The following is a 22888-nucleotide window of genomic DNA, read 5'->3' as shown; positions in this document are numbered from 1 at the left end:
CCGTACCCGACGCCGGTGTGACGGTGGCCTCACCGCGTAGGCCGGAGAACCGGGTGTCGGCGCGGGTCACCGGACCGCCCGGCCGGGACCTGCGGCACACCTCCGCCGGGGCTGCGGCGGCGGCTTCCGGGAGGCTGCGGAACAATGGCCGGATGACGCCTGTCGCCATCGTCACCGGTGCCTCCAGCGGGATCGGCGCGGCCACCGCGCGCCGGCTGGCCACCGAGGGCTTCCACGTACTGGCCGCCGCCCGGCGGACCGACCGGCTGACCGGCCTGGTCGAGGACATCACCGCCGCGGGTGGCACGGCAACCGCCGTGACCTGCGACGTGACCTCGGACTCGTCGGTCGCCGAGCTGGCGGCCGCCGCGGCCGGGCTGCCCGGCCCGGTGACCGTACTGGTCAACAACGCCGGCGGGGCGCGCGGCCTGGACCCGGTCGAGGACGGCTCGATCGGCGACTGGCAGTGGATGTACGACGTGAACGTGCTCGGCAGCCTGCGGGTGACCAAGGCGCTGCTGCCGGCGCTGGACGCCTCCGGCGCCGGTACGGTGATCATGGTCAGTTCCACCGCCGGGTTCACCGTTTACGAGGGCGGCGGCGGGTACACCGCGGCGAAGCACGCGCAGACCGCGCTCACCGGCACGCTGCGACTGGAGTTGTCCGGCCGGCCGATCCGGGTGGTGGAGATCGACCCCGGCATGGTGAAGACCGACGAGTTCGGCCTGGTCCGGTTCGACGGCGACGCGGAACGCGCCGCGGCCGTGTACGCGGGCGTACCGGAGCCGCTGGTCGCCGAGGACGTCGCGGACTGCATCGCCTGGTGCGCCACCCGCCCGCAGCACGTCAACATCGACCGGCTGGTGGTCCGCCCGCTGGCCCAGGCCGCCCAGCACAAGGTGCACCGGGTGAGCTGATGGGCCCGTACCGGCCGGCGGACGGCACGGCCCGACCCGCCGGACCCTCGGCGGGCGGCCGGCGGCCGGTGGGTGAGGTCACCCGGGGCACCACCAATCCCAACCGGCTGCGCCGGGTGGACAACTGGATCGCCCACCGGTGCGCCGGGCTGCTACGCGACGCGGCCGAGCCGCTCGTGGTCGACCTCGGCTACGGCGCCACCCCGGTGACCGCCGTCGAGCTGCGCCGCCGGCTGGCCGCCGCGGTCCGTCCGGACGTCCGGGTGGTCGGCCTGGAGATCGATCCGGTACGGGTGGCCGCCGCCCAGCCGGTCGCCGACCCGCCCGGCCTGTCCTTCCGGCGGGGCGGCTTCGAGCTGGCCGGGCTGCGCCCGGTGCTGGTCCGCGCGTTCAACGTGCTGCGCCAGTACGACGAGTCCGAGGTCGCCGGCGCCTGGCGGACGATGACCGCCGGGTTGGCCCCGGGTGGGGTGCTCGTCGAGGGCACCTGCGACGAGGTGGGCCGGCTGGCGGGCTGGCTGCTGATCGACCGGACCGGGCCGCGCACGCTGACCCTGTCGGCCCGGTTGTCCACACTGGACCGGCCGGCCGCCCTGGCCGAACGACTGCCCAAGGCCCTGATCCACCACAACGTGCCGGGTACCGGCGTGCACGCCCTGGTCCGGGCGTTGGACGACGGATGGCGGGACGCCGCCCCGTACGCGACGTTCGGGCCGCGGCAGCGCTGGATCCGCGCCGTCGGGGCGGTCCGCGCGGCCGGCTGGCCGGTGGTCGACCCGACCCGGTGGCGACTCGGCGAGATCACCGTCCCGTGGTCCGCCGTGGCGGACGGCCCACCCGCGCCGGCCTGACGCCCACCCGGTCAGAGTTCGCAGCCGACCAGGACCGGTTCCGGGTGCAGGGTGACGCCGAACGTCCGGTGCACGCCGTCGCGGATCTCGGCGGCCAGGGCGAGCAGTGCGGTGGTCGTACCGTCGGCCGGGTTGGTCAGCGCCAGCGTGTGCTTGGAGGAGATGGCCACCCCGGCCGGACCGCGGTGCCCCCTGCCGAAGCCGGCCTTGTCGATCAGCCAGGCCGCGCTGACCTTCACCACGCCGCCGATGCCCGGCCAGGACGGCGGCTCGTCCAGTCCCGCCGCGAGCGCCCGGGCCCGCAACGCGGTGTACGCGGCCGGGTCGAGGACCGGGTTGGTGAAGAACGAACCGACCGACCTGGTGTCCGGGTCGGCCGGGTCGAGCACCATGCCCTTGCCGGCGCGCAGCCGCAGCACGGTGGCGCGCGCGTCGGCCAGCGGCACCCGGTCACCGACCTCGACCGCCAGGGCGCGGGCCAGTTCGGCGTACCGGACCGGCGCGGACAGCGGGGACCGGGCCAGCCGGAAGTCGACCGCCAGCACCGTCCACCGGTCGTTGTGCTTGAAGACGCTGGACCGGTAGGCGAACCGGCACTCGGCGGCGGGCATGGTGACCACCTCGCCGGTGACCCGGTCGTAGGCCAGCACGGCGGTCACCGTCTCGGCGACCTCCTGCCCGTACGCCCCGACGTTCTGGATCGGGGTCGCGCCGGCCGAACCGGGAATGCCGGACAGGCACTCCACCCCGGACCAGCCGGCCGCCACGGTGGCGGCGACCAGGTCGTCCCAGGGTTCGCCGGCCTCGACCCGGACGGTGACCGCGTCGGCGTTCTCGGCGACGACCCGCATCCCTCGGGACCGGACCAGCACCACCGTGCCGGCGAAGCCGGCGTCGCCGATCACCACGTTGCTGCCGCCGGCGAGGACGAGGACGGAGTGTCCGAGAAGCTCCGCTTCCCTAACCTTTTGTACTATTTCGTCCGCGCTCTCAGCTGTGACCAATCGCTCAGGCACACCGCCGAGCCGCAGCGTGGTGTACCTCGCCAACGGCTCGGGACGGGCGGGGGCGGCAGGTGTCGGCCGGGCACTAACGTCTCGCACGCCTTTCACCCTAGGCTGAGGGACAGCGCGCCCACCCACTGGTGGCCGAGTCGGCCGGGAGGATCGTGATGAGCAGACTGCACGGGACGAAGGACTTCTGGATCGGTGCGCTCCGGGCCGAGGGGCCGGCGTTCCAGGCCGCGGCGGCCGAGGCGCCGGCGGACACACCCGTGCTCTCCTGCCCCGACTGGACCATCAACGATCTCGTGCTGCACCTCGCCTCGATCTACCGGTGGGTCTCCGGCCACGTCACCGACGGCAGCACGCAGGCACCGGCGCCGCGGGAGAAGTCACCCGAGCCGCCCGCCGGGCTGACCGCGATGGCCTGGTGGCGGCAGGAGTTCGACGGTCTGCTCAGCCGGCTGGACGGGCTCGACCCGGAGGCACCGGCCTGGAACTGGGCGCCGCAGCCGAAGAAGGCCGCCTTCTGGCACCGCCGGATGGCCCACGAGACCGCCGTACACCGGTGGGACGCGCAGATGGCCACCGGCGTCGGCGGGCCGATCGAGGCGAAGCTCGCCGCCGACGGGGTGAGTGAGGTGCTGGACAGTTGGCTGCCGGCCGGGCGCCGGGCCAACCGCCGGGACTGGCGCGGCGTCGTACAACTCGCCGCCACCGACGCGGAACAGGAGTGGTACCTGCGGCTGCGCGGCGAGGGCGTCGCGCTGCTGGACACCGGCACCATCCTGGACACCGACGACCACCACGCCCGGGTGTACGCCGCCGGCACCGCCAGCGACCTGCTGCTCGCCCTGTACGGCCGGGTGGACTTCGACGTCCTGGACGTGGCCGGGGAGGTCTCCCTGCTCGACGGCCTGCGGACCGGCTGAGACCCGGACGACATGAGCGCCACTCGCGAACGGCCCACCCTGGAGGCCGTGGCCCGACTCGCCGGGGTGTCCCGGGCCACCGTCTCGCGGGTGGTGAACGGCTCCCCCACCGTCGCCGAGCCGATCGCGCGGGCGGTCCGGCAGGCGGTCGCCGAACTGGGCTACGTACCCAACCTGGCCGCCCGCAGCCTGGTCACCCAGCGGACCGGCTCGTTCGCGCTGATCATGCCGGAGGCGGCCACCCGGGTCTTCTCCGACGACCAGGTCTTCCCCGGCATCATCCGCGGCGTCAGCCAGGAACTCGAGGACGCCGACAAGCAGCTCGTGCTGATGCTCGCCGGCTCCGCCGCCGGCCACGAACGGGTCGAGCGCTACGCCACCGGTCGGCACGTGGACGGCGTACTCTTCGCCTCCCTGCACGGCGACGACCCGCTGCCCGGCCGGCTGGCCCGGCTGGGCATCCCGGTGGTCTCCGGCGGCCGGCCGCCCGGCGGCGCCCAGGTCCCCTACGTCGACGTGGACCACGTGGGCGGGGTCGACCGGGCGATCCGGCACCTGATCGCCTCGGGTCGCCGGCGGATCGCCACGGTGGCCGGCCCGCAGGACATGATCGCCGGCATCGAGCGGCTCGCCGGATACCTGGCGGCACTGCGCGAGGCCGACCTGCGGTCGATCGTGGCGGTCGGTGACTTCACCCGGGAGTCCGGCGCGGTGGCCATGCGCGAGCTGCTGACCGACGACCCGAAGCTGGACGCGGTCTTCGTCGCCTCGGACCTGATGGCGCACGGTGCGCTGCACGCCCTGCGGGTGGCCGGCCGCCGGGTGCCCGAGGACGTCGCCGTGATCGGGTTCGACGACATCGAGCTGGCCACCTACACCGACCCGCCGCTGACCACGGTGCGCCAGCCGATCCTCCAGATCGGCCGCCGGATGACCCGGCAACTGCTCCGGCTCGCCGCCGGCGAGCAGATCGAGCCGGCCGTGGTACTCCCCACCGAACTGGTCCTGCGCGACACGGCCTGACCGGCCCCGGCGTCCCGCCCCTCAGCCGGCGGCGTGAATCCGCTCGGCGCTCAGCTCAGCCAAGGCGGGCGGCCCGGCCGGCCGGCGTGGTCACTCCTCGTCGGTGAGGTTCGGCCGGTGTTCGCGGATCCAGTCCTCCACGTCGTCGGTGTCCCAGACGTTGCCCTGTTGAAGCTCGGCAACAGGCGCCGGGAACGAGCGGTGCGAAGTGATCGCATAGACGCGCTGGCGACTGATACCGCCCAGGCGCATACGGATCTCGTGCGCGCCCATCAGCCGGTACCGCCGTCCCATGCGCTGACCGTAGGCACCCGTCAGGGGGTCGCGGAGCAAGATGCTTTGCACTCTTGACGCGCGACTACAGCATCAGGCAACCTGATGCGATGCTGCCACGTAACGTGATCAAGCCCATACCCTTGGCGCCCGTTCATGCTCCGGTCCGTCGCTGGTTTCGGCGGCGGCGGTGCCGGTGCGGGCTGCGTTGGCCATGCCCGGACCGCCGCCAGCCGGCGCCACGCCTACCGGCTTGGATCAACCGGGGACATTGGTGACCGCGCCGCACCCGCCGGAGCGGCCTGGGTGGACATGCCAGACGTGCGCCGAACCGTGGCCGTGCCCGACCCGACGCCAGGAACTCGCACGAGTCGACCGGACCACGGCGGCGATCTACCTCGCGACACAGTTCAGTGAGGCGGTCAAAGATCTACCGAACGAGCCTGTCGCCGTTCTGTTCAACCGCATCATGGCGCCGATCAAAGCGCCGTACGGATAACCGGCGCCCTCCACCTCGGTGCGGTCCAGACACGCCGCCGGTCCGGCATCCGCAGCCCGAGACTGGGGAATCTGAGTGTCACTGGAGCGACACTCAGATTCCCCAACCTCCGGATGCGGATGCGATGCGCGGGCAAGCGCGGGTAGAAAAGGACGCCGACTCCAAGGTGAGGAGCTATCAGCCGGCGGCGTGGATCCGCTCGGCCACGGCGAAGGTGTCGGCGCCGAACAGCACCAGGCGGGCCTGCGCGACGGTCGCCGGTCGGGCGGCGCGCAGCACCCCGAGCGCCTGGGTCACCGCGTCGTCCACCGGCCAGCCGTAGACGCCGGCCGAGATCAGCGGGAAGGCGACCGAGGTGGCGCCCAGCTCGTCGGCGACCCGCATGCTGTTGGCGTAGCAGTCGCGCAGCAGCGCCGACCGGTCCTCGCGACGGGACCAGACCGGCCCCACGGTGTGGATGACCCAGCGGGCCGGCAGCCGGCCCGCCGTGGTGGCCACCGCCTGGCCGGTGGGCAGGCCATCGGCGTACCGGCCGGCGCGCAGTTCCCGGCACTCGGCCAGGATCTCCGGGCCGCCGCGCCGGTGGATGGCGCCGTCCACCCCACCGCCGCCGAGCAGCGACGAATTGGCGGCGTTGACGACCGCGTCCACCCGCTCGTCGGTGATGTCCCCCTGGACAAGTTCGATCCGCATCACGCCTCCTCGATCGGGTCGCCCAGCGACCGGCGGGCCAGCAGCGCCGCCCCGGAGACGGCGGCCGGCATGAACAGCACCGCGCCGAGCGGGATCAGGAAGACCACGAACACCGCGGCCCCGAACCCGACGGCGGTCGGCCGGACGGCCCGCAGCGCCCGCCGCCGGTCCGGCAGCCGCAACCCGCGCCGGTAGAACGGCGCACCGACCAGTTCCAGGGCGAGGAACCAGCCACCGACCAGCGCCCCGATCACCGGTACGACGAACTGGCCGAACACCGGGATGAAGCCGGCCACGAACAGCGGTACGCCGATCAGCACCGACTTCGCGACCAGTCGGATCGAGTCGGCCGCACTGCGTCGCAGCGAACGCCAGAACGGCACGTCCACCGCGTTCGGCACGCCACCGAAGCGATCCTCCACCCGTTCCGAGATGGCCTCGTAGAACGGGTCGCCGACCACCAGGGTCACCGCCACGAAGGTGAGTACGCCGATCAGCCCGCCCAGCCCGAGGAACGCCAGCCCGGCGATCACCCGTACGGTGCCGCGCGCCCCCGCCGACCAGCCGTCGGCGAACGGGGTCACCAGCGCGGCCAGGTCGTCGACGAAGACGACCAGGGTGGCGAAGGCGGCGACGAACAGCGCCCCGGTGATCAGCGCCGGGACCAGGCCGAGCAGCACCAGCCGCGGTTGCCGGGCGTAGACGGCGAAGCCCCGGAACAGCAGGCCGATGCCGGAGAGGAACTGCCCGACCCTGCCGACCGCGGGCGCGGTGACCGTGCGTGTGTCCACGGCCGGTCAGCCTAGTGACCGATCCGTACCGCCGCTCGCTCCGACCCGACCGGAAACCTGCTGTTACCGGTCCAACCCGCCCGACGCATCAACCGATCGGTGGATCGGGGTGCGCGGGCGGTGGAGGGGGCGGGTCCGCCCGGACCGGAACCGAGGGCCGCCGGCTGGTCGATTCGGCGCGGCCGTCGGACCGGGATGCTCGATGACATCAGCGAACGCGACCGGAAACGGGGTACCGGACGATGCCCGTCATCGAAGTGACCAACCTGCACAAGCGCTACGGCGACCAGGTCGCCGTGCACGACGTCTCGCTCGCCGTGGAGCGCGGGGAGATCTTCGGGATCCTCGGACCGAACGGCGCCGGCAAGACCACCACCGTCGAGTGCGTCGCCGGACTGCGCACCCAGGACGCGGGCGAGGTGTCGGTGTTCGGGCTGGACCCGCACCGGGACGCGGCGGAACTGCGCCAGCGGGTCGGTGTACAGCTGCAGGAGAGCCAGCTGCCGGACCGGCTCCGGGTCCGCGAGGCGCTGGAGCTGTACGCCTCGTTCTACCGGAAGCCGGCGGACTGGCGGCGGCTGGTCGACGACCTCGGGCTGGCCGGTAAGCAGGACACCGCGTACAAGAAACTCTCCGGCGGCCAGAAGCAGCGGCTGTCGATCGCGCTGGCCCTGGTCGGCAACCCGGAGATCGCCATCCTGGACGAGCTGACCACCGGCCTGGACCCGCAGGCCCGCCGGGACACCTGGGACCTGATCGAACGGGTCCGGGACAGCGGGGTGACCGTCGTGTTGGTCACCCACTTCATGGAAGAGGCGGAACGGCTCTGCGACCGGCTGGCCATCATCGACGCCGGTCGGGTGGTGGCCCTGGACAGCCCGGCCGGGCTGGTCTCCCGTACCGCACCGGAGCAGCGGATCCGGTTCCGCCCGTCGGCGCCGCTGGCCGACGACCTGCTCACCGGGCTGCCCGAGGTCACCTCGGTCCGGCGCAGCGGCGGGCAGCTGGTGGTCACCGGCACCGGGAACGTGCTGCACGCGGTGACCTCGGTCCTGGCCCGCAACCAGGTCGTCGCCACCGATCTACGGGTGGAACAGGCCAGCCTCGACGACGCGTTCGTCGAACTCACCGGCCGCAAGCTCGACAACTGATCCGCACATCTGAAGGAGCGAGACATGTCACCGTTCGGCCGGATCCTGCGTACCGAATCGAAGCTGTTCCTGCGCGACCCCGCGGCGGTGATCACCACGATCGCGATGCCCACCGTCATCCTGGTGATCCTCGGCCTGATTCCCGCGCTGCGGGAGACGGACGAGAAGTTCGGCGGGCAGAGCTTCCTCACCTACTTTTTGCCGTCGCTGCTGGTCTTCTCGCTGGCCGTGGCCGGGGTGAACCTCATGCCGCAGGCGCTGGCCGGCTACCGGGAACGCGGCGTGCTGCGCCGGCTGGCCACCACGCCGGCCAGCCCGGCCGCGCTGCTGGCCGCGCAACTCGTCGTCCACCTGTTGGCCATGCTGGTCAGCGCGGTGCTGCTGATCACGGTCGGGATCGTCGCGTTCGACGTACCCGGGCCGAAGAACCCGGTCGGCTTCGCGGTGACCTTCGTCCTCGGCATCGGTTCGCTGCTCGCCATCGGGCTCCTGGTCGCCGCGGTCGCCCCCAGCGCCCGGGCGGCGGGCGGCCTGGCCGGCGTGCTGTTCATGCTGATCATGTTCTTCGGCGGTGTCTACCTGCCCCGGTTCCTGCTGCCCGACTTCCTGAACCGGATCGGCGCGTACCTGCCGCCGGGCGTGCAGGCGCTCTTCGACTCCTGGGCCGGCGGGTCGCCGCAGCCCGTTCACCTGGCAATAATGGCCGGAGTGGCGCTGGCGGCCGGGACGGCGGCGGCGAAGCTGTTCCGCTGGCAGTGACGGCGGACGCGATCGGGGCAGGGGCGGGGAGAGCCATGACGAGCGCGCTGCACGAGGCCGATCGACTGGACGCGTGGACCAGCCGGGAGGACCGGGTCTTCCAGGCCCTGCCGTACGGCACCCTGGTGCTGTCCACCGGGCTGGCCGCCCTGATCGGTCCCCCGTCGCCCGGCCCGCGCCTGCTGGCCCTGTTCGCCATCGCCACGGGCACCCTGGGTTGGGTGGCCGTCGGCCACCGCTGCCGGCGCGGTTGGCAGGGCAGCCCGCTGCGGGCGGTCGTGTTCTTCCTCGGGTTCCTCTGCTGCGCCGGGGCGCTGGTGGTGCTCAGCCCCTGGTACGGCTTCTTCGCCTGGTGCGGCTACCTGTACGCGTTCGACGCGCTGCCGGGCCGGTGGGCGATCCCGGGTGTGGCCGGCGCCGCCCTGGTCTCCGCCACCGCGATCGCGGGCGGGCCGCCGACCGACGGCCCGTCGTGGGCCTTCTGGGCGGTCATCGCCCTCGCCAGCATGATCATCGCGAGCGCCGTCGGTTGGTTCGCCAAGGTCCGGGAACAGCAGAACATCCTCCGCAAACGGGCCATCCAGGAACTGGCCGAGACGAACCGCAAGCTGGAGGAGAGCATGCGGGAGAACCAGGGCCTGCACACGCAACTGCTCATCCAGGCCCGGGAGGCCGGTGTCCTGGACGAGCGGCAGCGGATGGCCCGGGAGATCCACGACACCATCGCCCAGGGGCTGGCCGGCGTGATCACCCAACTGGAGGCGGCCGGACAGGCTCGGGACCGGCGGGTCGACTGGCAGCGGCACGTGGACAACGCCACCCGACTGGCCCGGGAGAGCCTGACCGAGGCCCGCCGGTCGGTCCGGGCGATCGGGCCCGAGCCGCTGGCGACCGCCCAACTGCCGGACGCCCTCGCCGACCTGGTGGAGCGCTGGTCGGGCCTGCAGGGCGTGCGGGCGGAGATCACCACCACCGGTACGATCCGCCGGATGCACCCGGAGATCGAGGTGGCCCTGCTGCGGACCGCCCAGGAGGCGCTGACCAACGTGGCGAAGCACGCGGCCGCGTCCCGGGTGGGGCTGACCCTGTCGTACATGGAGGATGTGGTCACCCTGGACGTCCGCGACGACGGGGTGGGCTTCGCCATCCCGCCCGAGCCGGCGACGGCCGCCCGCACCGCCCCGGCCACGCCCGCCGGAACCGCCGGGACCGCCGGGCCGGACGGCGACGGGGGGCCCGCCGGGGACCCGGCCGGTGCCGAGCGGCCGGGCGGTTTCGGGCTGGCCGCGATGCGGCAGCGGGTGAGCCGGGTGGCCGGCAGACTGGACATCGAGTCCGAGCCGGGTGCCGGCACGGCGATCTCGGCGACCGTACCGGCCGTGTTGACCGGTGCGGCGTGACCGGTCCCGGCGGCGGTGGCGGCGTGACCGGCGGGACGCCGATCGGGCTGATCATCGTCGACGACCATCCGGTGGTCCGGGACGGGCTGCGCGGCATGTTCGCCGGCGACCCGGACTTCGCCGTGCTCGGCGAGGCGGCCGGCGGCGCCGAGGCGCTGGCCCTGGTCGAGGCGCTCACCCCGGACGTGGTCCTGATGGACCTGCGGATGCCCGGCATGGACGGGGTCACCGCGATCACCACCATGGCAGAGCGCGGGCTGACCGCCCGGGTGCTGGTGCTCACCACGTACGACACGGACAGCGACGTGCTACCGGCGATCCAGGCCGGAGCCACCGGTTACCTGCTCAAGGACACCCCGCGCGAGGAGTTGTTCCGGGCGGTCCGGGCCGCCGCCCGGGGCGAGTCGGTGCTGTCGCCGTCGGTGGCCAGCCGCCTGATGGGCCGGCTGCGCGCGCCGGCCGAGGAACCGCTCAGCCAGCGGGAGCTGGAGGTGCTGGCGTTGGTGGCCCGCGGCTCGTCGAACCGGGAGGCGGCCCGGCATTTGTTCATCAGCGAGGCCACCGTCAAGACCCACCTGCTGCACGTCTACGCCAAGCTCGGTGTCAACGACCGCGCCGCCGCGGTGGCCACCGCCTTCGAACGCGGCCTGCTCACCCCCGGCAACCGCTGACCGCCGGGACGCGACCGTGCGCGCCGCCAGGCTGATCTCGTTGGTCCTCCTGTTGCAGTCCCGGGAGGCGATGACCGCCGGTGAACTGGCCCGCGAGTTGGAGGTTTCCGAGCGGACCGTCTATCGCGACGTGCTCGCGCTGTCGGCGGCCGGGGTGCCGGTGTACGCCGACCGGGGCCGGGCCGGCGGCTACCGGCTGCTGGGCGGGTACCGGACCCGGTTAACCGGGCTGAGTCGCGACGAGGCGGACGCCCTCTTCCTGACCGGCCTGCCCGGTCCGGCCGGTGACATGGGACTGGCCGAGGCGGTGGCGACCGCCGAGTTGAAGGTGCTCGCCGCGCTGCCGCCCGGGCTCCGGGACGCCGCCACCCGCACCGGGGCGCGCTTCCACCTGGACGTACCCGGGTGGTTCCGGACCGCGGACCCACCGCCGCTGCTCACCGACCTGGCCACGGCGGTGTGGCGGGACCGGTCGGTGGAGTTGCGCTACCGCCGGGGCGACCGCGAGGTGACCCGGACCGCGCAGCCCTACGGGCTGGTCCTCAAGGGCGGCGTCTGGTACCTCGTGGCCCGGGTCGGCGACGGCCACCGGACCTACCGGGTGGACCGGGTGGTCGGCGTCCGCGACCTGGACACCCCGTTCGTCCGGGACAAGGCGTTCGACCTGGCCGGGTTCTGGACCGACCGGGCGGCGGAGTTCGTCCGGGCGATGCTCCCCGAATCGGTGACCGTCCGGCTCAGCCCGGCCGGGTTGCGGCAGTTGCGGCACGTGGTCGAGGCGCCCGCGGCCCGGGAGGCCGTCGCCGCGGCCGGCGACCCCGACCGGTACGGCTGGGTCACCACCCAACTCCCGGTCGAGTCGGTCGGGGTGGCCTACACCCAGTTGCTCGCCCTCGGGCCCGAGGTGGAGGCCGTGTCACCGCCGGAACTGCGAGCCCTGTTCAGCACCGCCGCCGCCCGCCTGGTGGCGCTCTACCCGGACGCCGCCGCAGACGGGACCGGCGGCGGGCTGGTGCCCGTCGATCAGCGGTAGCCGGTGACGTCGGCCGGTTTCCCGGGATCCTGCACCTCGACGAGATACCGCCACGCGTCCGGCTGGCTGCCGTCCAGGTCGGTGAAGCCGTACACCCGGGCGAGTTGGCCGCTGGACAGCGACTGTCCCGACCAGCGGGCCCGGTCCGGGTCCGCGGCGAGCGCGGCCACCGCCCGGCCGACGTACGCGGGCGACTCCGAGATGGCGAAGTGCGGTTGGTCGGCCGTGGCGTCCCGCCAGTTCTCCTCGGTGACGCCGAAGTGGTCCAGCATGCTCTCCGACCGGAGCCAACCGGGTGTCAGCGCCACGGCGGTGGCGCCGTGCTGGCGCAGTTCGTGTGCCTGGCTGAAGGCCAACCGGTTGACCGACACCTTGGCCAGGTCGTAGAAGACCGACAGCCGGTAGTTGGTTTCGTTGTACGCGGTGGTGCCGTCGCCCATCTCGACCACCAGGCCGCCGGGCCGGCGGATCAGCAGCGGCAGGGCGAAGTGGCTGGTGACGATGTGCGTGTCGATCGCCAGCCGCAGGGTACGCAGGCCCTGTTCGAGGGGCTGTTCCCAGACCGGCTTGTGCCAGGTGACCAGCGGGTCGCCGCCCCAGATGTCGTTCACCAGCACGTCCAGCCGGCCCTGCTCGCGGTCGATCCGCCCGGTCAGCGCCCGCACCTGCTCCGGGTCCAGGTGATCCACCGGTACGGCGACGCCGGTACCGCCGGCCGCGGTGACCAGTTCGGCGGTCTCCTCGATGGTTTCCGGCCGGTCCATCTCGGAGCGGCGGTCGCGGGTGCTGCGGCCAGTGGCGTAGACGGTGGCTCCGGCGGCGCCGAGTTGCACGGCGATCTGCCGGCCGGCGCCCCGGGTGGCCCCGGCGACGAGCGCGATCTTTCCAGTCAGTGGTCGGTTCATCCGCCGATCGTGGCAACGAACCCTGACAACCGGTGTCCGGTTATTCCGCCCGGTCGGGCTGCCGACCCCGGTCAGTCGGCGAGGCGGACCCGGACCCGACGGTTGGCGCGGCCCTTGCTCTCCACCTTGACCACCCGTATCTTCCCGATCTGGGCGGTGGACGCGACGTGCGTGCCGCCGTCGGCCTGCACGTCCAGGCCGACGATGTCGACGATCCGCACCTCCTGCTCGTCCGGCGGGATCAGGTTGGACTGGGTCCGGATGATGTCCGGCAGGGCCAACGCCTCGGCCCGGGGCAGCACCCGCACCGCGACCGACCGGTCGGCGGCGACCTCGGTGTTGACCAGCTCCTCGATCCGGGCCTTGAAGTCGGGCGGCACCTCCGGCAGGTTGAAGTCCATCCGGGCCTCGCCGGGCTCCATGTTGCCGCCGGTGACCAACGCGCCGAAATCGCGGAACACCACGCCGCACAGCACGTGCAGGCCGGAGTGGGTGCGCATCAGCAAGGTCCGGCGGGTGTCCTCCACCGCGCCGGTGACGGTCGTGCCGGCCGGCGGGAGCGGGTCACCCTCGGCGGGGATCAGGTAGAGGTCGTCACCCTTGCGGGTGCCGACGATCCGGGTCTGTACGCCCTGCCAGAGCAGTACGCCGTGGTCCGGTGGTTGGCCACCGCCGCCGGGGTAGAACGCCGACCGGTCCAGCACGATGCCCTGCTCCGGATCGGCGGACAGAACCACGCACTGCCACTCCCGCAGGGTCGGATCGGCCAGGTCGAGACGGTGGGTGTGCCCGTGCTTCGTGACGCCCATGCCGTCGAAGGGTACCCGGTGGCCGGTCGGGCGGAGGTCCCCTTCGTCGGCTCGGGGGACGGCGCCGGCCCACCGCTCCCCTGCGATCCGAAAGCGTGCCCGGCCGGATCCGGCGGTGCCGACGCCGCCGGCAGTTCGCCCGCGGACTCGCTGCCGACGTGACCCGGTTCCGGCAGGTCGGCGACCGGCTGGCCGGCCATCGCGGCGGTCAGGAAGTCCCGCCACAGGGTCGCCGGCAGTCCCTCACCGGCGATGGGCCGGTGCCGCACGTCCCGGATCGGACCGGGCTCCGCCCGACCGATCCAGACCACCGCCGCCAGTTGCGGCGTGTAGCCGGCCATCCAGGCGTCGGAGTAGTCACCCGTGTCGCCGTACGCGGTGGTGCCGGCCTTGCCGGCCGCCGGCCGGCCCGGTACCGACCCGCCCGCCGCCAGCAGCCCCGCACTGAGCACCGCGGTCACGTCGCCGGCCGCCGGTTCCGACAACACCCGGGTACGGCGTACGGCCGCCCGGTACTCGACGGCGCCGCCCGGTCCGCTGACCGACTCGACGAAGTGCCGCTCGGCATGCGCGCCCTGGGCCGCGAAGGTGGCGTACACGCTGGCCAGGTCGGCCGGTGAGACCGGGTAGCGGCTCAGCGAGATGTCCGCCCGGGTCCGGCCGGGCGTCGGCGCGGTCTCCTCGTCGACAAGTGACTTCACGCCGGTGTAGCGGTCCGCGACGCCGGCCGCGACGGCCAGCTTCCGGACCCGGTCCGGGCCGACCCGTTCGGCCAGCGCGTAGAACGGCGTCTTCAACGACAGTCTCATCGCCACGTCCAGGGTGCACGGCTTGCACTGGTCTCCGTGCGGGTTGACCAGCGGTACCCCGTACCGGTCGTGGAACGTGCGGGGCGACGAGCCGTCCCACCGGGACCGGACCGAGATGCCCTGCCGGAGTCCTTCGGCCAGCACCACCGGCGTGAAGGTGGCGCCCGGCGGGCGGGCCGCGACGGCGTCGTCGAAGTACCCGGTGCCGTTCTCCCCGCCGTAGTAGGCACGTACCGCGCCGGTCGTCGGTTCCACCGCGACCAGCGCGGCGTGCAGGGCGGCCGGCTGGGTACGGCGCAGCGCGGCCATCCGGTCCAGGGCCGCCCGCTCGGCCGTGACGTCCAGCGTGGTGACGATCTTCAGGCCGGCCGAGTGGAACCGTTGCGGTGGGATCCCGTGCCGGCTCAACTCCTGCTCCACCTGGTCGACGACGAGACCGAGCGGACCGCCGACGGCGTTGGCGAACCGCGGCTGGGTGGCCGGGAAGGCGAGGGCGGCGCCGTCGGGCCCGGCCCAGCCGAGTTCCGCCATGCCGTTCAGGATCCACCGCCACCGGTATTCGACGGCCGCCCGGTCCACCGCCGGGTCGAAGTTCCACGGGTCCTTGATCACCGCGGCCAGCAGCGCGCCCTGCGCCAGGGTGAGCCGGTCGGTGGTGGTGTTGAAGTACGCCAGCGCCGCCGCCTCGATCCCGTACGCGTTGCGGCCGAAGTAGACGGTGTTCAGGTAGCGCTCCAGCACCTGGTCCTTGCTCAGCTCCTGTTCGAGCTTGAGGGCGAGAGTCGCCTCCTTGGCCTTCCGGGTGGCGGTGCGTTCCTGGTTGAGGTAGGCGTTGCGGGCGTACTGCTGGGTGATGGTCGAGGCGCCCTCGCCGGCGCCGGACAGGTTCGCCCAGGCCGCCCGCAGCACGCCGCGGGCCGAGATGCCGGCGTGCTCGTAGAAGCCACGGTCCTCGGCGGCCAGCACGGCCCGGCGTACCGCCACCGGCACCCGGGCCAGCGGCACGTCGGTGCGGTTGTTCGGCCCCACCCGGGCCAGCACGGTCCGGCCGTCCCGGTAGTACAGCACCGACGCCTGTGCCACCACCGGATCGGCCGGCACCGCCGTAGCGTCGACGACGGCCGCCAGCACACCGGCCGCCGCCACCCCCACGACCAGCAGGGTGACGGTCAGTTTCTCCAGGTACCGCAGCGCCCGGTGCCGCCGCGGCGGAAATCGATAGGCCTCCACGGAGTCCAGCAGATACCGCCGCCCGGACCCGGGGTGCCCCGGTCACGGCAACCCGACGGGGACTTCACCCGACCTTCACCCCCGACGACACCGGTCGATCGATCGGCACGTCCCGGCGCCCGCTCGACTACTCTCCGTTGAGGAACTCGGAGATCCGGTCCCGCAGGTCCGCCCGGTTGGTCCAGAGCACGGCCGGCCGGTCGTACACGTGCAGGGTCGCGTGCGGCAGGGCCGCGGCGAACTGCTCGGCCACCTCGGCCGGGTGCAGGTCGTCACCGACGCAGCCGATCACCAGGGCCCGCGCGGTGACCTCGGCCAACGCCGCGCGGTCCGGGACGGCCACCTCGTCGGGGAGCGTGGCCAGCGCGGGAGCCAGCCCGTCCCGCATCAACTGGTCGACCCGCTGACGCAGGTAGGCCCAGCCGGCGGGAGTGTTCCGGACCGGCGCCGGGGCCTCGTACGAGACCACGTCGGCGACCGCGGCGGCGTCCCCGGCGTCGACCGCGGCCAGCAGCTCGGTCAGCCGGTCCCGGGCGACCGCCGGGCGGGGTCGGTCCAGCACCGCCGGGAGGAAGAAGACCACCCGCTCGAACCGGGCCGGACTCTCGGCGAGCAGCCGGCACAGCGCGCCGGCACCCAGGCTCACCCCCAACGCCCGGGTGGCCTGCCCGAGGTCGGCGACGGCCCGCAGGTCGCGGGCCAGGTCGGCGTAACCCCACGGGCCGGGCGGGGCGTCCGAGCGACCGTGCCCGCGGAACTGGAAGAAAATCTTGCGGCCGCGCACCGCGCTGCCGAGCGGGCGGGTGGTGGCGATGCCGTTGCCCAGCCCGTGCGCGAACACCGTGATCGGGTCGCCGCCGCCGGTGACCAGCCGCTCCAGCCGTACGCCGTGCGGGGTGGCGACCAGCTCGGTCTCCGGGTCGGGGATGGCCGGCCGGCCGGTGCGCGGGGCGCTGGGCCCCGGGCCGTACGTCCGCGGCCCGCCGTCCGGCGGCGGTGGCCAGCGGAAATCCCTCACCAGAAGCCCTTGCCGTCGGTCAGGTCCCGCAATCCCACCCGTACGTCGAGCAGGTAGACCAACGCCGCGGTGATCCCGATCAGACCGAAGATGCTGATCGGACCGAAGAGAAACAGCGTGAGCACCATGGACAGCCCGAGGATGATCAGCCAGCCGCCCTTGGGCAGGGTGCCGATCGCGGGGAACGCGTCGGACCGCTGGGTGAGCGCGTGGACGAAGGCGACGCCCTGCACGATGAGCGCGAAGACGAGGAGCACAACGTCGATGACGTACCGGACGTTGGCGAAGAATATCGGCGCGGCGGTGGCCCTCATGCCATGAAGCTTATGTCGCGGACCCCGGGTAGGTGCCACATGGCACCCGCCCGGGGTCCGTGAGCGCGTCGCGTGGGTCGGTGGCCGGCTACTCGGCGGCCGGCCGGGTGCGCTTGGCGGTCGCCTTCGCCGGCAGCTTGGCCGACGGGGTGTCCGTCGCCGCGGCGCGCTTGGCCGGCTTGACCGTCCGGGGTCGCTTCGCGGCCGGCTTGGCCGCCACCGTCTCGGCCACATCGGCCGGGGTCGCGGTCACCTCGGCCGGGGCCTCGGTCGCCGCCATGTCGGCGTTGACCGTGTCGGCCGCCTGCACCACGCCGGTGCCGACGACCCGCTCGCCGCGGGCGACCAGCGCGCCGTACAGGGCGGTGGCCCGCTCCTGGGCGGACTGGGCGCCGGCCACCACGACCGCGGCGTTGCGGATGGCCGCCTCGCGGAGCTTGTCGACGTCCAGCTCGGTGGTGCTGGTCCGGGCCCGCTCCTTGAGCCCGACCGCGGTGCTGTTCGCGGTGCGCAGCGTGGCGTTGGCCCGCTCCCGCAGCTCGGTGGTGGTGCTGGCGGCCCGGCCGGTCAGGTCGGTGAGCACGGTGGGCAGCTCGGCGAAGACCGTCGGCAGCTTGCGCAACTGCTGCAGGGCGAGTTCACCGGCGCCGGCGGCGGCGTAGAACGGGGCGGGGATGCGGGTGGTCTTCGGCTCGGTCATCACTTCTCCTCCTCGACCGCCGCGGCGGTCGTCGTGGTCTTCGGGACGGCCCTGCGCGCCGCCTTGCGGGCGGGCGCCTCGTCCGTGGGGGTCGTCGTCGTCGGGGTCGTCTTCGTCGGTGCCGGGGCACCGGCCGCCTCGGTCACCGCCACCGATTCGAGCACCGCGTCGGTGGGCGATCCGCCGCTGGCCGGCCGGGCCGGACCGGTGGGCCGCTCCGGCCCGTCGGCCGGCTCCGCGCGCGTCGTCTCCGCCGTCTCGGCGCGGGCCGCGGCGGTGGCCTCGGCGGTGGTCCGCTCGGCGCGGACGGCGGCAGCCGCCTCGGCGGTGGCGGCGTCGGCCCGCTCGGTGGCCGTCTCGGCCGTGGCGGCGGTTTCCGCGTGCCGGGCATTCTCCCGGCGGAACGTCTCGTAGATCTGGCTGAGCGACTGCTTCTGCGGCATCGTGAGGTCGGGATCGGTGGCGATCGCGGCCAGCACGCCCTGCCCCTCCTTGTCGTCCAGCAACCCCGCGCGCAGGTACATCGCCGGGGTGGAGACCCGCAGCGCGCTGGCGAGTTGCTGGAGCACCTCCGCGCTCGGCTTGCGCAACCCGCGCTCGATCTGGCTCAGGTACGGGTTGCTCACCCCGGCCTGCTCCGCGAGCTGACGGAGGGAGATCTTGGCGTTTCGCCGGAGATCGCGGATGAACCCCCCGACGTCGCGGGGCAGGTCCTTGGGAGTGGCCATGGCCCCGACGCTAGCCCGAAGCGCTAGCTCCTGCAAGCGAAACGCTAGCGAGAGTTAGCGAGGTCTCATCTCCGACGCGACCGCCGTACCGGTTCGTCCCGGTTCACCAGCGGGCGCGGACCGCGCCCACCGGCTCGCCGCCGCCGTACAGCGGGACCTCGGCCAGTTCGTCCAGCACCGGCGCGGTCACGCCGAGCCGGCCCAGCGCCGAGACCAGGACCGGCATCCGGGCCCGGAAGGCGCCGTCGTCGATCTTGATAGCAACCGCTCCCCGACCGGGTACGGCGACCGCCTGCACTCCCTCGGCGCCACCCTTGGCCAGCAGCCCCGGCACCCCGGCCATCAACCGGGTGTCCTCGGCGCCGGTCCCGGCTACCAGGTCGGGACGGGCACGCATCGCGTCCGCGACGGTCCGCCCGACCGTGCCACGGCCGTCACCGACGAGCCGCGCGAAGGCCCGGGCCAGGCCGGTCAGCGACACCGCCAGCACCGGGGCACCGCAGCCGTCCACCCCGGTCGCCGCCACCTCCTCGCCGGTGTACTCCGCCACGGCGGCCCGCAGCCGCACCTGCAGCGGGTGCTCCGGGTGCCAGTACCCGTCGACCGGCCAACCGGCCGCCAGGCAGGTGAGCAGCATCCCGGCATGCTTGCCCGAACAGTTCATCCGGATCCGCTCCGGCCCACCGCCGGACCGCAGCGCGGCCGCCCGGGCGTCCTCACCGAGCGGCAGCTCCGGCGGGCAGCGCAGCGCCGACTCGGTCAGGCCCGCGCCGGCCAGCAGGGCGCGCACCCGGTCGACGTGGAAGTCCTCCCCCTGGTGACTGGCGCAGACCAGAGCGAGGTCCGCCTCGTCCGACAACCGCAACCCGCTGCGCAGCATCCCGATCGCCTGCAACGGCTTGCTGCACGACCGAGGGAAGATCGGCGCGTCGACGTCACCGGCCGAGGCGAGCACCGAGCCGGCCGCGTCGAGCACCACCACCGACCCGCGGTGCAGCCCTTCGACGAAACCGGACCGCACCACCTCGACCAGTGGCACCCCACCGCAGTAGACCTCGCTCACGCCGGCGCTCCGCCACGCTCCGCGCCGACCCGAGGCTCCACCGCGCCGAGCTTCCCGATTCGCTCGATTCGCTCGCTCATGCCGGCGACCGTACCCGGCTCCGGTTGCGGTGGCGGCCGGGAAACCGTCAGCTGTGAGCTGGGAGACCCAGCAGTTCACGGGCCTGGGCGGCGGTGACCGGCGGGCGCTGGGCGAGCTGGGCGAAGCCGACCGCGCGGGCCACCAGCTGCATGTTGGACTCGACCGGTCGGCCCTTTGCGTAGGTGACCGTGTCCTCCATGCCGACCCGCAGGTGGCCGCCGACCGACAGCGAGGCCAGCATCACCGGGATCGTCCCGCGCCCGATGCCGGTCGCCGAGAAGGTGGTGCCCTCGGGCAGGTCCCGCACCGCCTGCCGGCAGGCCACCAGCGCCTCCGTGCTGGCCGGCATGCCGCCCGGCACGCCCATCACGAAGTCGACGTGCACGTGCCCGCCGGCCGGCAGGCCGTGCTTGCCGAGCAGGCGCTGCAACGAGGTCAGGTGGCCCAGGTCGAAGATCTCGTACTCCGGCACGATGCCCCGGTCCTGCATCCGGGTGTGCAGGTCGACGATGAACTCCCAGCGGTTCAGGAAGACGTCGTCGCCGAAGTTGACGGTGCCCATGGTGCACGAGGCCATGTCCGGGCCGGCGTCCAACACGGCCAGCCGGTCGGCCTCCGGGTCGGTCACCGCGCCGCCGCTGGACAGCTGCACGATCAGGTCGGTGCTGTCCCGCAGCGCGGCGACGGTGTCCCGCAGCCGGCCCTGGTCGAGGGTGGGCCGCGCCTGGTCGTCCCGGATGTGGACGTGGATCACGGCGGCGCCCAGCGCCTCGCACTCCTTGGCGGTCAGCACCAGCTCGTCGAGGGTCACCGGCAAGGCGGGCACGTCGGCCTTGGCCGACTCGGCACCGGTCGGGGCAACCGTGATCAACGTACCTGTGGTCATGCCGGGGATTGTAGGACCCGGCCCCGCCGGCCGGTCCGGGGCCGGTGGCCCGGTCAGGCCGGGTCGACGGCCGCCGCGGACCCGCCGACCAGCAGCTGGGCGTCGTCCGGGACGTTGCGCTTGAGCACGGCGAGCGCGACCTGACCCAGCTCGTGGTGGCGCACCGCCGTGCCGACGAACCCGACGGTACGGCCGGCCAGCTCGACCGGGGTGCCGACGGCCGGCAACTGGTCGCTGGTCACCCCGTCCAGGTGCAGCAGCACCAGCCGGCGGGGCGGCCGGCCCAGGTTGTGCACCCGGGCCACCGTCTCCTGACCGCGGTAGCAGCCCTTGTCCAGGTGTACGGCCGGCTGGACCAGGTCCACCTCGGCGGGAATGGTCCGGTGGTCGGTCTCGAAGCCGACCCGGGGCAGCCGGGCGGCCACCCGCAGCGCCTCGTACGCCCACAGGCCGGCCGCCGGCACCCCGGCGTCGGTCAGTTTCCGGGCCACCGCGTCCAGGTCGCCCCGAGGCACCAGCAGGTCGATCCCCAACCGGGTACGCCGGGCCCAGCCGCCGCCGGGCAGCGGGCTCACCGCGTACCGGATGGTGGGGCGGGGCGGGACGGAGCCGCCGGCGAACTTCGGACCGGGCACCGCGATCACGTCCGGTTCGGCCAGGTCCGGTACGCCCAGCGCGCCGGCCGCCGCGCCGGCCCGCGGCCCGGCCAGGGTGAGCAGCGCCCAGTCGGCGGTCGCGTCCCGGGGCTCGACCTGACTGAAGAAGCGCATCTTCGTGAGGTAGTCCAGCAGCGCGGTCCCGTCGCCCGGCTCGGTGTCCAGCCAGGTGGTGGTGCCGTCCTCGGCGACCATGGCGTGCTGCTCGACGTGCCCGTGCGGGGACAACACCAGCAGCTCGCTGCCCTGCCCGGCGCGCAGGTCGTTCAGGTGTTGCGAGGTGAGCGTGTGCAGCCAGCCGATCCGGTCCGCGCCGGGAACCGCCACCACACCCCGGTGGGACCGGTCGACCAGACCCACGTCGGTGGCCAGCAGCCGCTGCTCGCGCATCGGGTCGCCGTAGTGCGCCGCCACCCCGGCGACGCCGGCCTCGGCGTGCGCCGGCTCCGGCCGGTCCCGGGTCTGCTCGTCGATCGCTTCGACGGCCACCGCGCCCGGAATGTCGATCATGTCTGGTCCCCGCATCTCTCACACTTGCCGCAGACCCCGAAGAGCGCCACGTGCCCGATGTCGACCTGGAAACCGCGCTCGGCGGCCAACCGGTCGGCGAGCGGCCGGAGCAGCTCCGGATCGATCTCGTCGACCGCGCCGCAGTCCCGGCAGACCAGGTGGACGTGCTGGTCGGCACCGGCCGCGTGGTAGGTCGGCGAACCGTGCGACAGGTGCGTATGGGTAACCAACCCGAGCCGCTCCAGCAGTTCCAGGGTGCGGTAGATCGTGGTGATGTTCACACCGGCGGCCACCTCACGGACCGCGGTGTGCACCTGCTCCGGCGTCGCGTGCCCCAACTCGTGCACGGCCCGCAGCACCAACTGCCGCTGCGCGGTCAGCCGCAACCCACGCGCCCGCAACACCTCCGCCAGCTCCATCTCCCGCACCTCCTCCCCCACCTCCCCACCTCCCCACCTTAAGGCGCCCTCCGTCGCCGCCCCTGCGGTCGATCATGAAGTTGTTGTCGCGACACGCCGATGCCGCCGACAACAACTTCATGATCGACCCCGGGGGTCCGGGGGTCAGCCGACTACGCGGAGGAGGCGGGCGGAGAGGTGGGGGGCCAGGGAGTGGCCTACGGCGGCCATTTCCTGGGCGTAGAGGAGGGCGCCCTCGACGATGCCGAACAGCCGGTGACCGGCGGTGACCTCCTTGGCGGTGGCCGACCGCACCACCGCGTCGGTGGCCATCTCCACCCGGGTGCCGGTCACCCGACCGAGGTAGAGCTCCATGATCCCGGTCGGGTACACCATCATCGCCTCGATGTCGTCGGTGGCGCGGTCCCCGTCCAGCACCGGCCGCCACCATCCGGTCTCCCGGGCCGCCGCCCGGACCGGCCTGCTCTGGTCGTCGAGCAGCCAGGCCCGCGACTCGTACTGCAGGAACGGCCGACCGTCGTGGCTGATCCGGATCTCCTGCGCGTAGTCGAAGTCCTCGATGGTCGGGTAGCCACCCCGGCCACGACCCCGCCAGACCCCGATGTACGGCAGCAGGCCGAGCAGCGCCGGATGCAGGTCGGGCCCGTGCCGCAGGTCGTGGGTCTCCTCGTACGGGTACGGGTCGACCGGTGGCGCGTTGAGCCATGGTGGCGGCTGCAGGGCATTGTCGCTGTCGCTGCTCGCGCTCACCGTGCCATCTCCGTTC

General features: G+C 73.5%; 25 protein-coding genes. 9 read left to right on the top strand and 16 right to left on the bottom strand.

The genetic code is table 11. The annotated features are described in order from the left end of the window. Window positions 1–152: 152 nt before the first annotated feature. Entirely contained in the window at window positions 153–917 is a 765-nt protein-coding gene (locus tag ACFOX0_RS01265) for an SDR family NAD(P)-dependent oxidoreductase (protein ID WP_377541500.1), read from the top strand. Next, a complete protein-coding gene (locus ACFOX0_RS01260) occupies window positions 917–1768 on the top strand; it encodes a class I SAM-dependent methyltransferase (RefSeq protein WP_377541499.1) in 852 nt (283 codons plus the stop codon). The genes ACFOX0_RS01265 and ACFOX0_RS01260 overlap by 1 nt, the downstream gene beginning before the upstream one ends. Before the next feature lie 11 nt (window positions 1769–1779). Here the strand turns inward: ACFOX0_RS01260 and ACFOX0_RS01255 are convergent, their stop codons facing one another. After that, window positions 1780–2871 (bottom strand): UDP-N-acetylmuramate dehydrogenase, encoded by a 1092-nt coding sequence (locus tag ACFOX0_RS01255; protein WP_377541498.1) that lies wholly within the window; start codon window positions 2869–2871, stop codon window positions 1780–1782. 68 nt (window positions 2872–2939) lie between these two features. On the opposite strand from ACFOX0_RS01255, the gene ACFOX0_RS01250 reads away from it, so the two are divergent. Next, window positions 2940–3701, top strand: a complete 762-nt coding sequence (locus ACFOX0_RS01250; protein ID WP_377541497.1) for a maleylpyruvate isomerase family mycothiol-dependent enzyme — start codon at window positions 2940–2942, stop codon at window positions 3699–3701. Window positions 3702–3713: 12 nt separating this feature from the next. Further along, the gene (locus ACFOX0_RS01245) at window positions 3714–4724 is read left to right on the top strand and encodes a LacI family DNA-binding transcriptional regulator (RefSeq protein WP_377541496.1); all 1011 of its coding nucleotides are present in this window, start codon (window positions 3714–3716) and stop codon (window positions 4722–4724) included. 90 nt (window positions 4725–4814) lie between these two features. Here ACFOX0_RS01245 and ACFOX0_RS01240 read toward each other — a convergent pair whose 3' ends face one another. The 3 genes from ACFOX0_RS01240 to ACFOX0_RS01230 all read right to left on the bottom strand — a co-directional run bounded on the left by ACFOX0_RS01240 (window position 4815) and on the right by ACFOX0_RS01230 (window position 6980). Then, the gene (locus ACFOX0_RS01240; RefSeq protein WP_377541495.1) at window positions 4815–5018 is read right to left on the bottom strand and encodes a DNA-binding protein; all 204 of its coding nucleotides are present in this window, start codon (window positions 5016–5018) and stop codon (window positions 4815–4817) included. A 655-nt stretch (window positions 5019–5673) separates the two neighbouring features. Further along, window positions 5674–6189: an O-acetyl-ADP-ribose deacetylase gene (locus ACFOX0_RS01235; RefSeq protein ID WP_377541494.1), complete on the bottom strand. Its 516-nt coding sequence runs from the start codon at window positions 6187–6189 to the stop codon at window positions 5674–5676. Then, the gene (locus tag ACFOX0_RS01230; RefSeq protein WP_377541493.1) at window positions 6189–6980 is read right to left on the bottom strand and encodes an EI24 domain-containing protein; all 792 of its coding nucleotides are present in this window, start codon (window positions 6978–6980) and stop codon (window positions 6189–6191) included. The genes ACFOX0_RS01235 and ACFOX0_RS01230 overlap by 1 nt, the downstream gene beginning before the upstream one ends. Window positions 6981–7222: 242 nt before the next feature. Between ACFOX0_RS01230 and ACFOX0_RS01225 the strand changes: the two genes are divergently transcribed. The 5 genes from ACFOX0_RS01225 to ACFOX0_RS01205 are packed head-to-tail and all read left to right on the top strand — an operon-like array spanning window position 7223 to window position 11994. Further along, window positions 7223–8131, top strand: coding sequence for an ABC transporter ATP-binding protein (locus tag ACFOX0_RS01225; RefSeq protein ID WP_377541492.1), 909 nt, complete (start codon window positions 7223–7225; stop codon window positions 8129–8131). 24 nt (window positions 8132–8155) lie between these two features. Beyond that, window positions 8156–8890 carry an ABC transporter permease gene (locus ACFOX0_RS01220; protein WP_377541490.1) on the top strand — a complete coding sequence of 245 codons (735 nt, stop codon included), beginning with the start codon at window positions 8156–8158 and terminating at the stop codon, window positions 8888–8890. Window positions 8891–8925: 35 nt separating this feature from the next. After that, on the top strand, window positions 8926–10290 hold the full coding sequence (locus ACFOX0_RS01215; RefSeq protein WP_377541489.1) for a sensor histidine kinase: 1365 nt from the start codon (window positions 8926–8928) through the stop codon (window positions 10288–10290). Next, on the top strand, window positions 10287–10961 hold the full coding sequence (locus tag ACFOX0_RS01210) for a response regulator (RefSeq protein ID WP_377541488.1): 675 nt from the start codon (window positions 10287–10289) through the stop codon (window positions 10959–10961). Before ACFOX0_RS01215 ends, ACFOX0_RS01210 begins: the two co-directional genes overlap by 4 nt. 16 nt (window positions 10962–10977) lie before the next feature. Continuing rightward, window positions 10978–11994 (top strand): helix-turn-helix transcriptional regulator, encoded by a 1017-nt coding sequence (locus ACFOX0_RS01205; protein WP_377541487.1) that lies wholly within the window; start codon window positions 10978–10980, stop codon window positions 11992–11994. Here ACFOX0_RS01205 and ACFOX0_RS01200 read toward each other — a convergent pair. The 12 genes from ACFOX0_RS01200 to ACFOX0_RS01145 all read right to left on the bottom strand — a co-directional run bounded on the left by ACFOX0_RS01200 (window position 11985) and on the right by ACFOX0_RS01145 (window position 22872). Next, window positions 11985–12899, bottom strand: a complete 915-nt coding sequence (locus tag ACFOX0_RS01200; RefSeq protein ID WP_377541486.1) for an SDR family oxidoreductase — start codon at window positions 12897–12899, stop codon at window positions 11985–11987. The two genes, ACFOX0_RS01205 and ACFOX0_RS01200, sit on opposite strands and share 10 nt — an antisense overlap. Before the next feature lie 71 nt (window positions 12900–12970). Beyond that, window positions 12971–13543, bottom strand: coding sequence for an alanyl-tRNA editing protein (locus ACFOX0_RS01195; RefSeq protein WP_377541861.1), 573 nt, complete (start codon window positions 13541–13543; stop codon window positions 12971–12973). Beyond that, window positions 13480–15747 carry a transglycosylase domain-containing protein gene (locus tag ACFOX0_RS01190; protein ID WP_377541485.1) on the bottom strand — a complete coding sequence of 756 codons (2268 nt, stop codon included), beginning with the start codon at window positions 15745–15747 and terminating at the stop codon, window positions 13480–13482. Before ACFOX0_RS01190 ends, ACFOX0_RS01195 begins: the two co-directional genes overlap by 64 nt. Window positions 15748–15874: 127 nt before the next feature. Then, entirely contained in the window at window positions 15875–16765 is an 891-nt protein-coding gene (locus tag ACFOX0_RS01185; RefSeq protein ID WP_377541484.1) for an alpha/beta fold hydrolase, read from the bottom strand. Continuing rightward, window positions 16762–17079, bottom strand: a complete 318-nt coding sequence (locus ACFOX0_RS01180; RefSeq protein WP_377541483.1) for a DUF2516 family protein — start codon at window positions 17077–17079, stop codon at window positions 16762–16764. The genes ACFOX0_RS01185 and ACFOX0_RS01180 overlap by 4 nt, the downstream gene beginning before the upstream one ends. An 88-nt stretch (window positions 17080–17167) precedes the next feature. Then, window positions 17168–17782, bottom strand: a complete 615-nt coding sequence (locus ACFOX0_RS01175; RefSeq protein WP_377541482.1) for a hypothetical protein — start codon at window positions 17780–17782, stop codon at window positions 17168–17170. Beyond that, on the bottom strand, window positions 17779–18507 hold the full coding sequence (locus ACFOX0_RS01170) for a helix-turn-helix domain-containing protein (RefSeq protein ID WP_377541481.1): 729 nt from the start codon (window positions 18505–18507) through the stop codon (window positions 17779–17781). The genes ACFOX0_RS01175 and ACFOX0_RS01170 overlap by 4 nt, the downstream gene beginning before the upstream one ends. 103 nt (window positions 18508–18610) lie before the next feature. Then, window positions 18611–19570, bottom strand: coding sequence for an asparaginase (locus tag ACFOX0_RS01165; protein WP_377541480.1), 960 nt, complete (start codon window positions 19568–19570; stop codon window positions 18611–18613). Between the two features lie 127 nt (window positions 19571–19697). Continuing rightward, window positions 19698–20537, bottom strand: coding sequence for a BKACE family enzyme (locus ACFOX0_RS01160; RefSeq protein ID WP_377541479.1), 840 nt, complete (start codon window positions 20535–20537; stop codon window positions 19698–19700). A gap of 53 nt (window positions 20538–20590) precedes the next feature. After that, window positions 20591–21703 (bottom strand): CAF17-like 4Fe-4S cluster assembly/insertion protein YgfZ, encoded by a 1113-nt coding sequence (gene ygfZ, locus ACFOX0_RS01155; RefSeq protein WP_377541478.1) that lies wholly within the window; start codon window positions 21701–21703, stop codon window positions 20591–20593. Beyond that, window positions 21700–22122, bottom strand: a complete 423-nt coding sequence (locus ACFOX0_RS01150) for a Fur family transcriptional regulator (RefSeq protein ID WP_377541860.1) — start codon at window positions 22120–22122, stop codon at window positions 21700–21702. The genes ygfZ and ACFOX0_RS01150 overlap by 4 nt, the downstream gene beginning before the upstream one ends. 144 nt (window positions 22123–22266) lie before the next feature. Next, window positions 22267–22872: an FABP family protein gene (locus tag ACFOX0_RS01145; RefSeq protein WP_377541477.1), complete on the bottom strand. Its 606-nt coding sequence runs from the start codon at window positions 22870–22872 to the stop codon at window positions 22267–22269. Window positions 22873–22888: the final 16 nt, after the last annotated feature.

It is taken from the genome of Micromonospora zhanjiangensis (assembly GCF_042650605.1).
Taxonomy (GTDB): Bacteria; Actinomycetota; Actinomycetes; order Mycobacteriales; family Micromonosporaceae; genus Micromonospora_J; species Micromonospora_J zhanjiangensis.
The sequence above is the reverse complement of the archived record's forward strand: the minus strand, read 5'-3'. Positions and strand labels throughout refer to the sequence as shown.